Genomic DNA, 15,281 nt, shown 5'->3' with positions numbered 1-15,281 from the left:
CAGTTGAATTGACTCAAAGTCTATATGTGCTTCGCTAGTACCTGATTTTAAAGGCTTAGGCAAACTTAAAATAGTCATCCCAACGACTATCTAAGCGTTGTTTGGCATTGGCTAAATCAACCGCCGAATAAAGATCATTGTTTTGATTAACCAGTTCAAGCTTGACGAGTTTGTCTAAAGCATCATCAATTTCAAAGTCGAGCTGGCAATTATGTTGCTCGTTAAACCATTGCTCAATTTGCTTATCTAATTGCTCTGCAGTCATCTCAGATTTGCTCTTTAATAAAAAGGTGTAGGCAAGCAGCGCTTCTTTTACATCTTCTTCTTCAGCTGCATCAACGAGGGTATGAAAAACACCTGCGTTGTTATCGAGATTTTTAAAATACAAGTTGTCGGCCAGTGCTTTCATAAAGCGAATTTTACGATTTTTAAACTTGCTCCACTCTTTAAATATAAAGCTGCTAAACACACCCATGCCGATTGCAAAGGTAATAAAGTGCTGCTGACTCATATGCACTTCTTCGCTGCGCCAACCGCCCCAAAAAGCAATCAAGGCAATCAGCAGTAAAATTGACGCGCCTAATTTTGTTACCAACACCACAGCACCACCAATCAGGGCAGATGAGCCAATGATAAGTTTATCAATCGGGCGCATTTTTACTTCGCTATTCGGAAACAGCATTTCTAAATCGGCTTTGGGGACATTCTGGAATAATTTGACGATGGTTGAATTGGGCTCGAATCCTACCGGCATTTTGCCTTTTTCTAAAAAGTACTGCTCGTCTTTAAAGCGGATGAATATGGCAACGCGGTCATAGTTAGTAAATTGAATCTGTTTTTTCTTAAGCCCCCAAAAACTGCGCAGCGTCTCTGTTTTTTGCGATTCACCACGGCGGTAAAAGACCACTTCTGCGAAGTCATCAAACTCAACGGCTAAACGCACTTTAAATAAAGACTCTTCATTCAATGCATCTTGCAAGTCTTGATTGGTAATGGTTTCAAAATTGGCGGCATTGAGTACCGTGGCAAAATCTTTAGCAAAAGCTGATTGATAGTTGGCACGCTCAGCATCGGTAATAGGTTTCAGCGTGCGGGTATCGCTATTAGGGTCAAATGGCGCATAGTTGTTTTTTAATGACTCCAGCAATCCGTGATATTGATAATGGGTCACGCTTTGCAAAAGTGTAGCAAACTCCTTAAACGAATAATTTGATTGCGACTCACCTAAATAGGCTTGGCAAAGGTTGATGATGTCGTGTTTACGAAAAGGAATAAAGCGTGCGTTAATCATTATGCTAATATTTATTTAAACAGAATTCGCTCAGATGATAAAAAATTAATCTCGAGAATGCGACTGTTACAAACAAATAGCATGACGTTAGACTTTTTTGCTGGTTAAAAGGGATTGTTTTAGGTTAATTACTCCAGCCAAAATGCTGGTTTTTAAAATTCACGGTCGCTTTGTCATGCACTTTTAAACACGCTTTGCTAATGTTGAGCCAATTGCAGTAAGTTGTCGTGATCTGTTATGAGTATACAACCTCCACCAATCGAAGTTAAAGCTGAGTTAAACTCAGTACCTCTAGTTATAAAGCAGCTTTTTATAAGCGTGTTCATTATTTCATTGTTGATGATTGTGGTGACATATCTTTACCATTTTAATCGATTAGAAAATGATATTTATCTCAATGGCGTATTAACAGATGCTATTAATCTATTGATCCTCATATGTATATTTGCCTTTGTGCAAACATCGGTAGTAGCACAAAGAAGCTATTTATTTTTAAGTATTGGTATTTTTCTATGGAGTGTCGGGCTGACCTTCGACTTTCTAGATGAACTTGTGTTTCAGCCTATTTGGGTGGGAATTTATATCGAGGATATTGCTCGAACAATTGGTATGTTGGTTACTGGCTTTGGTTTGTTTTTAGCTTTGTCAGACTTAGCTAAAACCCGCGAGCAACTTGAAGAAGAGCTAAAAACAGATGTGCTTACCAAAGCCTATAATCGCCGTTATTTCTACCACTATGTACTGCAAAATCAAGATACACCGCATAGTATTGTAATTGTAGATATTGATCACTTTAAAGCGATCAATGATGAACATGGTCATGATGTAGGCGATCAGGTGTTGATTGATTTTGTATCGCAATGCCATAAGGCATTAGACCCGCATATTTTATTTGCCCGTATAGGTGGTGAAGAGTTTGCTTTATTTGTTCCGACTGAAGATCAAGAAATATTGAGTCAGACATGTCAGCAACTATTGTGCTTGGCCAGTAACGTGATGGTTACGCCGAGTAAAACACTCAGTGTGAGTGTAGGTTCAGCAATAAAACGTGCCACAGAGACATTTAGTAACACCATGAAACGTGCCGACCAAGCGCTTTATTTGGCAAAAAACCAAGGCCGTAGCCGTTATGTTCATAAACCGTAAGGGACGGTTAAGGGTTTTTGTTGTAACCTATATCGCAACAAAACTCCAAGGGATGAATAATGGCAATTGCTAAAAAGTTAAAGCAAAAAACACGGCAGTTTATCGACTCTAAACATATGCTCAAATCAATAACGGTGGCATCATTTTTAGAGTCAACCATAGTGCCTATTCCTCTTGAAGCTGTGCTTGTTCCGTTAATGCAAGCCCGTCGCGAAAAGCTTTGGTTAATCGCATTAATGGCGACCATTGGTTGTATTATTGGTGCTATTTTTGGTTATGCCCTCGGCTACTATCTATTTGATGTAGTGGGGGACTGGGTGATTAATACCTTCTCAAACCCTGAGCAGTTCGAGCAAGTTAAGCAAAAAATGCAGGCACAAGGCTTTTGGTTTGTATTGACGCTCGGCATTGTGCCCATCCCATTTCAAATTGCCATGCTTGCCGCTGGAGCAACTAAGTATTCAATTTTTCTATTTTTACTGGCAACGGTTATTGCTCGTTCAATCCGCTACTTTGCCCTTGCTGCCGTTGTTTATTACGCAGGTAATCAGGCAGAGCGAGTTATTCAAAAGCACAAAACCAAAGCTTTAGTCGCTATTTCTGTGTTAGTACTGTTACTTTGGTGGCTCAGTACTCTTATTTAATAAATAAAAAATACTGATTATGGTTATCCTGACTATACTTTGAATTAAGGAAAGCGCTTAATAAAAACAACAGGATGACCCATGAATACCCTAGTGGCTGCACTGCCTATTTTGGTACTGATCTGGATGATGGTAAAACGCAGCCCCATCGCTTCTTATATTGCCTTACCCATCACAGCGCTAGCTGCTGCTTTACTGCAACTGTTTTACTTTCAAGCTGATTTAAGGCTGTTGCTTGCTAATTCGTTTGCTGGTGTGTTGTCTGTTATGACGCCCATTTCGATTATTGCAGGGGCTATTTTACTTAACCGCATGTTGGCAATATCAGGGGCCGAAACCACGATAAAACACTGGCTCGAATCAATTAGCAGTAATCAAGTTGCGCAGTTGATGATCATTGGTTGGGCGTTTGCATTTATGCTCGAAGGCGCATCGGGGTTTGGTACGCCAGCAGCTATTGCTGCGCCCATTTTGGTTGGGCTTGGTTTCTCGCCTTTTAAAGTGATTGTTTTCACTCTTATTTTAAACTCAATTCCCGTTTCTTTTGGGGCTGTGGGCACGCCAACGTGGTTTGGCTTTTCGGCGCTACAGTTAGATGATGGGCAAGTGCTGGCTATCTCAAAATGGACGGCACTGTGCCATGTTATTGCTGCTTTGGTTATTCCTATGATTGCGCTGTGTCTTGTGCTGCCACTAAAAAAGGTGCGTCAAAATAGCGTATTCATTTATCTAAGCGTGTTTTCATGTGTCTTGCCTTATTGGTTGTTTGCCCAGTGGAACTATGAGTTTCCATCGTTGATTGGTGGTGCAGTGGGGCTACTAGTCACTATTTATTTAGCAAGCCGGGGAGTGGGTTTAGATAACTCAGCTGCAAATACACAAAGCTCGAAAAACAAGGTTGAGTTCACACCTAAAACGCTGTTTGTAGCCTTATTCCCGCTATTACTCTTGATTGTTGTGCTGGTCATAACCCGTATTCATCAGCTGGGTATTAAAGCACTGCTTAACGACGAAACGCTCTGGCTGAGTGTCAATTTGGGCTTTGCGCAATTTGAATTAAGCAAAGCACTGATCTTATCTTTACATGAGATATTTGGCACGACGGTGGGATGGTCGTATAAAACCTTGTTTGTTCCAGCCTTGATCCCGTTTGTATTGGTGGTGTTGATCTGCGTGCCGTTACTTAAGATGAGTAAGCCACAAGTAAAGAAAATGTGCTCCGACACCTTAGGCCGTATTGCTATGCCATGTATTGCTTTAATCGGTGCATTGGTGATGGTGAATGTTTTAATGCAAGGCGGCCATAATGCACCCATATTTTATATGGCGAGTACCTTTGCTGATTTAAGTGGTGAGCACTGGGTGTTATTTGCCTCGTACTTGGGGGCACTCGGCACTTTCTTTTCAGGCTCGGCAACCGTGTCTAATCTTACCTTTGGCGGTATTCAATATGGTATTGCTGAGCAAGTGGGCTTATCAGAAACTTTAGTGCTTGCGTTGCAATCAACAGGGGCGGCGATGGGTAATATGATCTGTATTAGCAATATTATTGCTGTAGCCAGTATTGTTGGAGTGAATAATCAAGAAGGGCCAGTGCTTAAGAAAACCTTTTTGCCGATGCTAATTTACGGAGCAATAGTTGGGGGCTTTAGTTACCTATTTTACTGATTAAACATGTGCAGATAAAAAAGGTGCCCAGATAAACCGAGCACCTTTACGGAGTAATTTATTGAATAGCTTTTTTTACTTCGCGCCAATCAATAATTTTAAAGTTTTGCGGTGCCTGTGGCATACGGTTGTAACCATCTTGCACAATTAGCACCCCTTCAGGGTAGCCCGGTAACGCAGCCGGTGTTACCGTTAGGCCATCGGTTTCTGAAACGCCATCTATTGCTAACTCTAGGTTATTGCTGATTGCAAATTTACCCGCAAACTCTAGGCTAGGGGTATTGCCATCAATAATTTTATAAAGCACATAGCTGTAATCACCTTGGCTAGAAACCACTAAATAGCGGGCATCTTTTGCGTGGTAAATTTCCATGCCTTCTACATCATCAACCAACATATCGTTCACGGTTTGCAGCATTACAGGTTTATTTCCTGCTGTTGGCTCAGCGCCAATAAACCAAATACCTTCGTCTTCTTCACCTAAAAATAGCTGTGCGGTTTTATCATCTGCACTGCAACCTTCAGGTTGGCTTGGAACACTAAATTCGCGCACTAGTTGTGCTGATACGCTCTCATTATTACCAGTTAGTTTGTATTGCTGAAATAGGCCTGATTTGTCATTCATAAACACATAGTTGCCTGTGTTTGATGAGTACATACACATACCGTAAATTTCTTTTAGAGTCGTTGGCAGCTCAGCAAGATGTTGCACCTGATTGTGAGTATCGACGCTATAAACACTGATGCTGTTGTGAGTACGGTTACTACCTGCAATCCAGGTATTTGTTGCGTTGCTGATACTGGCATGTTGGCGCACATCAACATTATTTAAACGGCCTGTTTCTAGCGCTTGTAGCTCTTTGCCTGCAAGGTCATACACCATTAAACCACGGCGTTTATCGGTACCTAAGATCAGGCTTTTTGCTGCATTTTTAGGGTTTACCCAAATAGCAGGGTCATCGGCGGCATCACCAAAAGCACGTACTGCATCGGTTTGCGCTTGTGCATTGATGTAAGTAACAGCGGCTGTTTTAGCGCTATTATGTTGTTTAGCCTGCCCATCTATTTGACCTTTTACATAATGACCTGATTCATCATCGTATAACACGATATCAGCTTGCTTATTGTTAAAGCGCACTGCGGCAGATTCAATCGCCAGTTCACCAGCAAATTGCCAGCTGCTAAAACGTTTAGTACTCTTTTCGTAGCGATGTAATTGATTATCTTCAGAGGTGGTGAACCATAAGCTACCATCATCTGTTGTGCTTAAACCGCCAACTTCAGGCGCTAAGCTGCCAAATGGCGACATCAAAGCCACGGGTTTTTTATCGGCGCGCGATTCAGCATCTGCGTTAATTTGCCAAATGCCTAGCTCGCCTTCACTTAAATAAAGAGTTTTACTGTTATCATCAACCGCACAGCCTGATGTTTCACTTACGCCAGCAAACTCACGTAATTCAAGGTTTAATGCGCGTTTGTTTGCCATATCAAACACCAGTGTTTCGCGGATAAGACCACGAGCGTCTGCCACAAATGCCGAAACTGCTTGAGTTGTCGGGTTAGCAAATAAACACACCGCCTCAGGTTTTGCTTTTGGTGGGCTGATACGGCTAATTTCAGTTAGCTGCCATTTAGCTGCTTTTTGTAAGCTAAAAATCACCGCTTGGTCAGCTTCGTTGTCGATGCTAGCAACAAGATAGCTGTTTTTGTTGATCGCCTTAACAGATAACGCTTCGAAATTACCTTTTTGTAATCCGTGCTGTTTACCTGTGGCATCAATAAGTTGCAGGCCTTGGCTTTGTGAGCTCAATAGCCAAGCGTCATCAGCAAGGGCTGCCGCTTGTGAGCCTTGCATATTTTCAGTTGTGCCAAAAGCTGTTAATTTGTTTTTACTTGGTGCCTCGGTTGCCGTTGTTTGGCTACACGCAGCTAGGGTGCTTAGCATTACTGCACTGGCAACAAGATTAAGTGGTTTTTTAAAATTCATGGGATCCCCAAATATACTACAAGGCAGCAATGCGCTGCCTTAATAACTTTTTGTGTATTAAAATGCGTAGCGCAGCATTAACTGAATAACAGGGCCTGCTTCTTCAGACTCCAGTTCATACTCGTCAAAGTCGCGGTTGATTTGGTCATCAACCGTGTCGAACTTGTTAAAGGTTTCGTCTTTACTTGCATCTAATAGGTTTGAGCCCACTAAACGAAGCGTGACGTCTTGCCAGCGTTTTTCTACGAATAGTTCAAGGTCTGCGCCGTAGTGTGTGGTTACTTCTTCACCCACGATACGGCCATAAGCATCACCTTGTTTACGGTAAGTTGCACCGAACGAAGCGCCTAAATCAGGTAGGTCTTGAATAAAACCAACGTTAAACACGTAGTCAGATTGGTCGTTGAATTTACGGCTACCGAAAGTGTCATCTACTTCTGAATCAAGCCATGAGTAGTTAAAGAATACCCCTGTGTTTGGCATGCTAATGGCGCTTAGCGGCGTTGATAAATCAAGCTCGATACCTTTTACGTTGCCATCACCGGTGTTACGCGGTTGCAAAATGTAAGTACCATCACCTTCTGAGCCTTGTTGGCCTGTATTGGCTATTTCGATAAGGTCTGTGACATCGCGATAGAACACATTAATACCCACGACGCCGCTTTTACCTAAGCGATATTCATAGCCTAAGTCCATACCCCACGATGATTCTGGTTGTAGGTCTGGGTTACCTAAAAAGTCGTTATCGCCTAGCTCTTTTTCAAGTAGAGCAGGGGTGATGTAATCAAAGTCAGGACGACGTAAGCTACGTGCAACCGATGCACTAACACGGCCGTTTTCAGAGACGTTGTAGCGTAAATGTGCCGATGGTAAGAAGAAGTCATAATCGTTTTTAGCGCTTACACCTTCTACTTTGTCAGTAATGGTTGAGTCGGTTGTTTCGTAGCGCACACCTAACTCCCACGAGAAGTCTTGCTCTTCGTGCTTCACTAGTGCAAATACATCTAGGCGGTCTTCTTCGAGTTTATTTACGCCACCAGCGGCTGCTTCAAACTCGTTGTTAAAGCCTGCTAGTGACATTGGTGTTTGGTTAAACTGATCCCAGCTTGTAAAGCTTTGTTCGCTTTCACCTTCGGCTTGATAAACTGCAGTATCGCGCTCTTTGCCTTGTACAAAGGCACCGAATTGAATCGTTTTGTTCTCGCCTGCAAATAAGCTATGTTGCCATTGTAATGACCATTCTTTGTCATCAAGGTCTACAGTTTCTTCTTCTTCCTCAAACACCATAGGTAGCTCAGAGGTATCGATTTCTACTTCTTGCTCGTAAACAGACTCTTCAAAGCTTGCAAAACCAAGCTTAAATTTACTTGTGCCACCAAAAAGGGGTAACTCATAACCCGAGTTGATGTTGTAGTTGGTTTGATCAATGTAAGACACATTGGCGTTGTCGGTTTCAAGGTTACCGCCTTCAACAATTGAGTTATTGATTGCTGTTGGGTCGTCATATTCAAATGAACGCTCATCTTCAGTACGGTCGGTATCAACCCAAATTGCGCTGATATCGAACTTGCTGCCATTATCAAAAGTAATTTCGTAGCTGGCATTTAATGAGGTGTCGTCACCATCGCGGGTGTCTGTTTGATCTTCGCGGTTATCGAATTCTTCGCTTTTGTAATTGGCGTTATTCTCTGGGCTGTCGCCATAGCGTAGGCTTGATTTTTGTTTTGGGTTATAACGGCCTTGTAAGTTAGCGCCAAGTAATAAACGGCCGCCAGCAAACTCAGTGCCGTAAACACCGGCAAAGCTTTCTTTTAATTCGCCATCATCATAACGCAGGCCACCCGCACGAAGGTAACCACCATCTAGGCTGTAACCGTCACGCAATACAATGTTTAGCGTACCGGCAATGGCATCGGCAGAGCGGTTTGCACTTGAAGCACGAATAATTTCTACACGCTCAATTAGCTCAGCAGGAATACGGTCAACAAAGAATGAGCGGTCAGCACCTGCACCAGGTACTTCTTCACCGTTAATAAGTACCTTTGTGTAAGCTGGGCTTAAGCCACGCATACGCGCGCCATCAGACTCTAAAACATCCGATAAAAACGTCACACTCGGTACACGTTTTAATGCATCACCGGCAGTCAGCGGTTCAAAACGTTGAAAGTATTCTTGTGAGTATTCAAGCGTCGGTGCTAGCTCTTGTGAGCGGTTGCGATAACCAATTTCACCGTATACAACAAGCTCTTCAGAGACTTTTACTTTTTTCTCATCGCTGCTTTGTTCGTCTTGTGCGTAAGCGGCAAATTGGCATAAGGCGAGGGCGCTTACTAACGCCTTCGTTTTAAATTGTTTCATGGGTTTGCTCCTGGTTGTCCTTGGTTTGATGAGCAAAGTACGCAGCTTAAATGACGCAAATGTGACAGAAAATCGCTAACAGCCAGTAAAAACAAGTGATTAGAGGGATTTAAAAGTACTTTTGAGCTGCAATAACCCCATCTTTTTAAGGCAATTACAGTACTTAAAGGGTTTAACAAGGTTTGACTGTCGTTTTGCTGTCACATCATTGAGCTAATATGACCCTGCTGCTTTAAACGCTAACGAGTTAGCATGGCAGCGTGAATTATTGTTAGGTACTGAGAATGCGATATAACCCTTTTACTCATCATCGATTTTTAACCAATGCAGTTATTGCTCTGTTTGTAATTGCGTTTTTGCTAAGCGCACAAGCAGGAGAATTAAAGCCTCTTGCTGATATCGCGTGGTTAGATATTTTAGGTGAGGGTGGCATTGTGCTAATGACCCTTACTTGGATAGCTGCGCTGCTTATTTCGAGGCCGCCCGGCAAAGTCACCAGCTTTTTAGTGCTAGGGCTTGGGCTTTTTATGTTTTCAGCTTCCCTTGATTTATTTGATGAGTGGTTACATCAACCCACCAACACATGGCTTACTTGGATTGAATCATTGCCTGCGCCGATAGGTATGATTTTTACAAGCCTTGGGCTTTATCAGTGGCATCAAGAGCAATACGTACTGAATAGGCAGTTAAAGCGCCGTGAAGCACAGCATCGTGAGCATGAGTTAGTGTGCTCAATAACAGGGCTGTATAAGGCTGATTATTTACAAGCAGTGCTAAAAGAGCAGTTAAGTGAGCCACAGCCTCTGCAACTGGCCGCCATTGATATTCGAGGTTTTGCTGATTTTAACGCTGAATTTGGTTTTATCGAAGGCGACCGCTTACTGGGTGAAGTTAGCGAGCTTTTATTGATGAATTGCCGCCTTAGCGATGTGGTGTGTCGCTATGCAGGAGACTGCTTTATGGTGCTAATGCCAAATACCAGCGCAGTACAAGCAAAAGAGCTGGTGGCGCAAATTACCTCGGCGCTGAGCCATTGTGCATTTAAGGTCGAAGGTGCAAAACACGCAAAGTTTCAAGATGTAACAGCGGCCTTAGTAGGCAGTATACAAGGCGATACACCACAAAGTTTAAGCTCGCGTTTACACGCTAAGTTACAACAACAAAAACAACAAAGAGTCAGCCATTGTGAAGCCGTATCTTAATCAAGATGACAAATACCTCACCGCACAGGGCCTGATCACCACGCTGGTGGAGCTGGCCTTAAGTCGCGGCATTGCACTGCATAAGTTACTCAGAGGCACTGGGGTGTTTGAGCAAGACTTAATGAGTGTGCAGCATCAGTTTAGTATTTCACAGCAAGTGCGTTTATTGACGCAGTTTAAGCAGTTGATGAAATCTGCCGACAGCGGTTTTTTATTAGGCAGTCAACTGGCAAACGATACCTCTGTTGCCGCCCAAGGCGTGTTACATGCAGCGCACATCGGCCAAGCTTTAAAGCAGTTACACAATTTGCGCATGCAACTGGCACCTTTGTTATTTAGTTACAGTTATGTGCATAACGAGCAGTATTACATTGTGCTGCAAAATGCTGTGGGCTTGGATGATGAAATAAGCCAGTACGTAATGGAAATTTACAGCGCCGCGTTTTACCAAGTTCTAAAAAAGGTGGCGGGTGAGCGAGTCCCTTGTCAGTTTGAGTTTGCCTATAAACGCGCCAGACATAGCCAAGAATACGAGCAGTATTTGGGCCTTAAAGTCGCTTTTGAAAAGCCTATAACCCGTTGGGTATTGAATAAAAACGCGCTTAGGCTCACTAACCCCGCGTTTAGTAGTTTTAGGTTCTCACAAATTAACTCGCAACTAGCGGCATTAAATTCTGCAAATAGCACTTTTGTGGAAGCCGTAAGCCGATTAATTTATCAAACTCCGGCGTTAAATTTAGATCAAGTAGCCAGCCAATTTGCCATGAGCCCTGCAACCTTCAAGCGTAAATTAAAAGCTCATGGCGTACGTTTTTCTACCTTGTATGATGAGCAAAGTAAGCGCAAAGCGATTTACCTGCTTGCCATACGGGAACAATGCAATGAGCAAGTTGCCATGCGCTTATCATTTTATGATATTGCTAATTTCAGACGAGCATTTAAACGCTGGACCGGGCTTACGCCAAGTCAATTGAAGGGGTAAGAAAGCCCGCTCTTATCGCTAAGAGCGAGCGTGCAGTTAAAGGGTTTCTAAAAATGCGATGAGTGCATTTTTTTCATCCTTACTGAGCTCTAACTTATGCAGTAACTCAGTTGTCTGTGGGTAGTTTGGATCATCTTTAAATTTTTTTCTCGGTTTTGGCCTTGCTCCACCTGCGTTGTAGAAGTTGACTATCCCTAGCAAACTTTGAAAGCCACCATGGTGCATCCAAGGCGTACTTTGTTGTAACGCTAAAAGAGAAGGGGTTCTAAACTTGCCAATATCAGCGGAGTCTTGGGTGACATCAAAACGGCCTAAATCTTGAAGTTTTCTACCATAAAAATGTAGCCCCGTAACATGGAATTCATTGTCGCTGAGTAAAGCACCTTCATGACAAGTCATACACCTCGCCTTGGTTCTAAATAAATGTAAGCCTTCAAGTTGTTGTTCGTCTAAAAGTGCAACAGCTTCACTAGGATTCGTTTGCGCTTTATCGATAAAACGCGTGAATAATGACTCAGGTACATCAAAGGTGCGCTCAAAAGCAACAAGCGATAGAGCTAATAGCTCTTTATTAAGCGCTTCTTTGCCAAAGGCATTGAGTATTGGTTTTTTATAGTCCTCAGCCCTGTTTATTTTATTAAGCACTAGCTCAACCGAACTGCCCATTTCTATTGGGTTTTCAATTGGCATTAATGCTTGCTGAGCTGCAGTTTTAGCTCTGCCATCCCAAAAGAAGCTTTGCCAATGATCAATACCAATAATGGCTTGGGTGTTTCGTGTGCCGACTTGACCGTCAATGCCGACAGCTAACTTTCGTCTGTCTGAAAACGCCAATCGAGACTCATGACAACTTGCACAGCTTACCGTGTTATCTCTTGAAAAGCGGGTATCGTTAAATAGTTTTTCACCTAACGCAATGATCTCATCACTTTGCTTAATCGGCTTGGCTTTTAAAGGTTTGAGCGGTGCAGCTGGCACATCTTTACTACTAATAATCGCTGGCCACTCATGCTGGGGCTTTGCGTATAATTCTCGTAATGACTGCTCTTGCGCAATGGCGCTCGTTGTAAAAATGCTGCACGTAAAGAGAAATAACCATTTATTCATAGTTATAAGACACCCCTAACCAAAACATTCTACCTGGTTCAATACCTGAGTTTCCTTCTGTAATGGCATGGCTACGTGCATTGAATAAGTTGCTGATATCAAGGCGAACTTCAACAGATTGAGATTGACTTATTTGATAATCCCAACGGCTACTTAAGGCAAACATAATGCGAGAGTCAAAGGTATGTGCTTCGTACTTTGGCACAAATATTTCAACTGCTTCACACGTAGTACACTCACTACCAATACCAATTCGTTGATCGCTACTAGACTTAATAGCGGTTGTGTAACTGCCGCTGTAGGTTGCTGTTAAACCAGTTGAAAAAGTATCAGTCCAATCTGTATTCCAACCAAAGTTAGCAGTTACTGGGCGACCAAAATTCGCTTTTAGGGTATCTAACTCAGATAAGCTCATGAGCTCACCCTCATAGTAAACCAGTGACTCAATAGGGGTGTTGTCGGGTGTTGCAGTGTAGTCACTATTGCTTTCACTATTTTGGCTATAAGATGCATTGGCCCATATTGAATGGTCGCCAAATTTTGCATCCCAAGACAGTGAGTAACGTTCGCTTTCACCAGTACCATTATTATAAATAGTAATATATTGATAACCATCGTTTTTTAGGTTGGTTTCTTCATTTCTAGATAGCTGGTCTTTTTTGTCGCGATGTACGTATTTCACTGCAAAGTTACCGAAACTCTCGGTAGCATGGCGAAGACCTAGCGCAATTTCATCATCGTAAGGGCTTTTCACATCGTCAAAAATATAACGAAAGTTACCTGTGTAAGAAGAAGGAAGCCAAGCTTGTAAGTAACCACTTTGAATAGGACGGTACTCACGATAAGCGAACTTTTGTTGCTCTTTAATTTTATAACCGAGTAGGCCTGCATCGTAATAACGATTTAAACCAGCAGTCAGTAGTGTATTGCCATCGTTAAATACGTCATAACCCATTGATAAGCGTGGCGCGATATTGTGATTTTTGAAAAAATCATCGTAGTCGTATCTAACACCTAAATGAAAATCAAACTGCTTCCAGGTGATCACATCGGTAGCATACAGTGCTGCTTTATTTAAGCTTACATCAATATTTTCACTTGGTGTGACAAGACGAGAGTTAAAATACTGGGCAGTTGTCGCTACATTATTCGAGTAGGCAAGTAAGTGCTCTGGATTATTAAAATCGATACTGCCACCTAATTGTTCGGCAAGGGTATCTAAATCGACATAAAAGCTTTGCTCAACACAATCAAGGGTATAGCCACTACAATTAAGTTGTTCGTTGGTTGATGAGTATTGAATTGGCGAGTCATACTTATAATAGTTTTGTTGGCGAGTACGCTCATAGTTTTGATGGTTGAGTTCAGCGCCAACGCGAATTGCGTGTTCAGTATTACCCCACTTTTTACGCTCAAGTGTTAAGGTATTTCGCCAATTAAAGCTGGTTTGCGTATTATCAAGATTGCCATAGCCGCCGTACTCTGAAACAGGAGTTGAGTCGGCGCTTTGATCTGCTAATTGACCCCACTCTTTACCTTTTGCTTGAAGCCAAGTATAAAAATGCGCAGGCCCTGTACGGTTGTTATCACTTTGACTCATATTAAATTTGCTGCTGAAGTGACCAAAGCGAGTTTCTTCAGCTAAATTTGCAGTAAAACCAAAACTTCCCCCTTCAACTTGATAGTCACTATTGAGAACGTCTTTCAAGTACGAGTCTGAAGTATAAGGGGCATACATAACGCTTAAATCAAGTGAATCAACCCAGCCATCGCGATAGCTGTATTTCAGTAGGGCGTTGATGTTTTCTCTACTTTCTACCTTCTGTGCTGAGAGTGAAATATCCGAAATATCACTTTTTAAATAGCTTACGCTCATTAGTAAAGCATGCTGTTCATTTAATTTTTTTTGGATTGAAAAATCGATATTAGTTTTTTCATAGATTGGTGGCTCAAGGTCGTCTTTGCCCTCTGCGGTGTCATCAGGCTCATCGTTATCGATTATATGGTACTCCCCCCAATCACTGCGATTACCACGGATACCAAAGCTCACACGAGTATCTGTAGAAAAAGGTGAAATTGTTTCGGCATCGACAACGCCACCAGAAAAGTCACCAAAGTCTGCTGGAATGTTATGGTCGTAAACAGTAATCGACTCAACAATTTGACTGTTAATATTCATGCTCTGCACACCGCCTGACACCTCATTTTCAGAGGCTCCAATACGGCTCGCACTGGCAGGATCAAGACGATTGTTATAATTCATACCATCAATCATAAAGCCTGTTTGCCAAGGCTTTGCACCCGAGATACTTATTTCAGGGGCGCTAATTTCAGCAAGGTTATCAATTGAGTAGTAGTCTTCACTTAATTGCACGCCCGGTAGTAAGGCAATCAATTCGTTGATATCACCATTACCTTTAGGGGTTGCTTCGATAAAGTTTCTATCTAAATAGGCACGACCTATCACCTCAGGTACTTCAATTCCGATGTATTGCCCTTTAACAGTAATGCGCTCTATCTCTTTGCATTGCTTATTGTTCTTATCGTTACATTGAGAATCTGTTGTTTGTTGCTTTACTTCATTAGCGTGTATAGGGGCATTAAGTAAAAGCATCAAACACGCTGATAAGTAGCGCATTTGCATGGTAAAACTCCTGAAATAGTACCAATTAGATTAAAGAGAAGGCCGCTTAAGAGCTGGCAATAGTTAATTACCTTTATTAAATAGCTTAATTTGTTGCATATTTTGCACAAAGGTAAGAGCGGGTGATTGTATCAATTAAAAACGCGAATAGAAATAGATCTCAATTGCATTTGTTGGGTTTTTAACTTTTTAAGGAATATTAAATTCCCATAGTTGAGTATATTTTGAATTTGCTGGGGTTTAACATGGCGG

10 protein-coding genes are annotated in these 15,281 nt (G+C 42.2%); 5 read left to right on the top strand and 5 right to left on the bottom strand.

Features of this window, described 5'->3' with window-relative positions:
• Positions 1–55: 55 nt before the first annotated feature.
• A complete protein-coding gene (locus L1267_RS09050; RefSeq protein ID WP_235382617.1) occupies positions 56–1,291 on the bottom strand; it encodes a TMEM143 family protein in 1,236 nt (411 codons plus the stop codon).
• 237 nt (positions 1,292–1,528) lie between these two features.
• Between L1267_RS09050 and L1267_RS09045 the strand changes: the two genes are divergently transcribed.
• The 3 genes from L1267_RS09045 (at position 1,529) to L1267_RS09035 (ending at position 4,749) form a co-directional block, all read left to right on the top strand.
• Positions 1,529–2,437 (top strand): GGDEF domain-containing protein, encoded by a 909-nt coding sequence (locus L1267_RS09045; RefSeq protein ID WP_235382616.1) that lies wholly within the window; start codon positions 1,529–1,531, stop codon positions 2,435–2,437.
• A 59-nt stretch (positions 2,438–2,496) separates the two neighbouring features.
• Positions 2,497–3,081: a YqaA family protein gene (locus L1267_RS09040; RefSeq protein ID WP_055021262.1), complete on the top strand. Its 585-nt coding sequence runs from the start codon at positions 2,497–2,499 to the stop codon at positions 3,079–3,081.
• 81 nt (positions 3,082–3,162) lie between these two features.
• Positions 3,163–4,749, top strand: coding sequence for an L-lactate permease (locus L1267_RS09035; protein WP_235382615.1), 1,587 nt, complete (start codon positions 3,163–3,165; stop codon positions 4,747–4,749).
• A 58-nt stretch (positions 4,750–4,807) separates the two neighbouring features.
• Here L1267_RS09035 and L1267_RS09030 read toward each other — a convergent pair whose 3' ends face one another.
• Positions 4,808–6,736: a phytase gene (locus L1267_RS09030; protein WP_175078579.1), complete on the bottom strand. Its 1,929-nt coding sequence runs from the start codon at positions 6,734–6,736 to the stop codon at positions 4,808–4,810.
• 57 nt (positions 6,737–6,793) lie between these two features.
• On the bottom strand, positions 6,794–9,094 hold the full coding sequence (locus tag L1267_RS09025) for a TonB-dependent receptor plug domain-containing protein (RefSeq protein WP_235382614.1): 2,301 nt from the start codon (positions 9,092–9,094) through the stop codon (positions 6,794–6,796).
• 284 nt (positions 9,095–9,378) lie between these two features.
• Between L1267_RS09025 and L1267_RS09020 the strand changes: the two genes are divergently transcribed.
• Positions 9,379–10,296 carry a GGDEF domain-containing protein gene (locus tag L1267_RS09020; protein WP_130166939.1) on the top strand — a complete coding sequence of 306 codons (918 nt, stop codon included), beginning with the start codon at positions 9,379–9,381 and terminating at the stop codon, positions 10,294–10,296.
• Positions 10,280–11,278: an AraC family transcriptional regulator gene (locus tag L1267_RS09015; RefSeq protein ID WP_175078576.1), complete on the top strand. Its 999-nt coding sequence runs from the start codon at positions 10,280–10,282 to the stop codon at positions 11,276–11,278. The genes L1267_RS09020 and L1267_RS09015 overlap by 17 nt, the downstream gene beginning before the upstream one ends.
• A gap of 36 nt (positions 11,279–11,314) precedes the next feature.
• On the opposite strand, the gene L1267_RS09010 is transcribed toward L1267_RS09015, so the two are convergent.
• Both L1267_RS09010 and L1267_RS09005 read right to left on the bottom strand, forming a co-directional pair.
• Positions 11,315–12,385, bottom strand: a complete 1,071-nt coding sequence (locus L1267_RS09010; protein ID WP_235382613.1) for a cytochrome-c peroxidase — start codon at positions 12,383–12,385, stop codon at positions 11,315–11,317.
• Positions 12,378–15,029 carry a TonB-dependent receptor plug domain-containing protein gene (locus L1267_RS09005; RefSeq protein ID WP_235382612.1) on the bottom strand — a complete coding sequence of 884 codons (2,652 nt, stop codon included), beginning with the start codon at positions 15,027–15,029 and terminating at the stop codon, positions 12,378–12,380. The genes L1267_RS09010 and L1267_RS09005 overlap by 8 nt, the downstream gene beginning before the upstream one ends.
• Between the last annotated feature and the right edge of the window lie 252 nt (positions 15,030–15,281).

It is taken from the genome of Pseudoalteromonas sp. OFAV1, from assembly GCF_021532595.1.
GTDB lineage: Bacteria > Pseudomonadota > Gammaproteobacteria > Enterobacterales > Alteromonadaceae > Pseudoalteromonas > Pseudoalteromonas lipolytica_C.
Note: the sequence above shows the minus strand (reverse complement) of the source record. Positions and strands in the feature narration are given on the sequence as shown.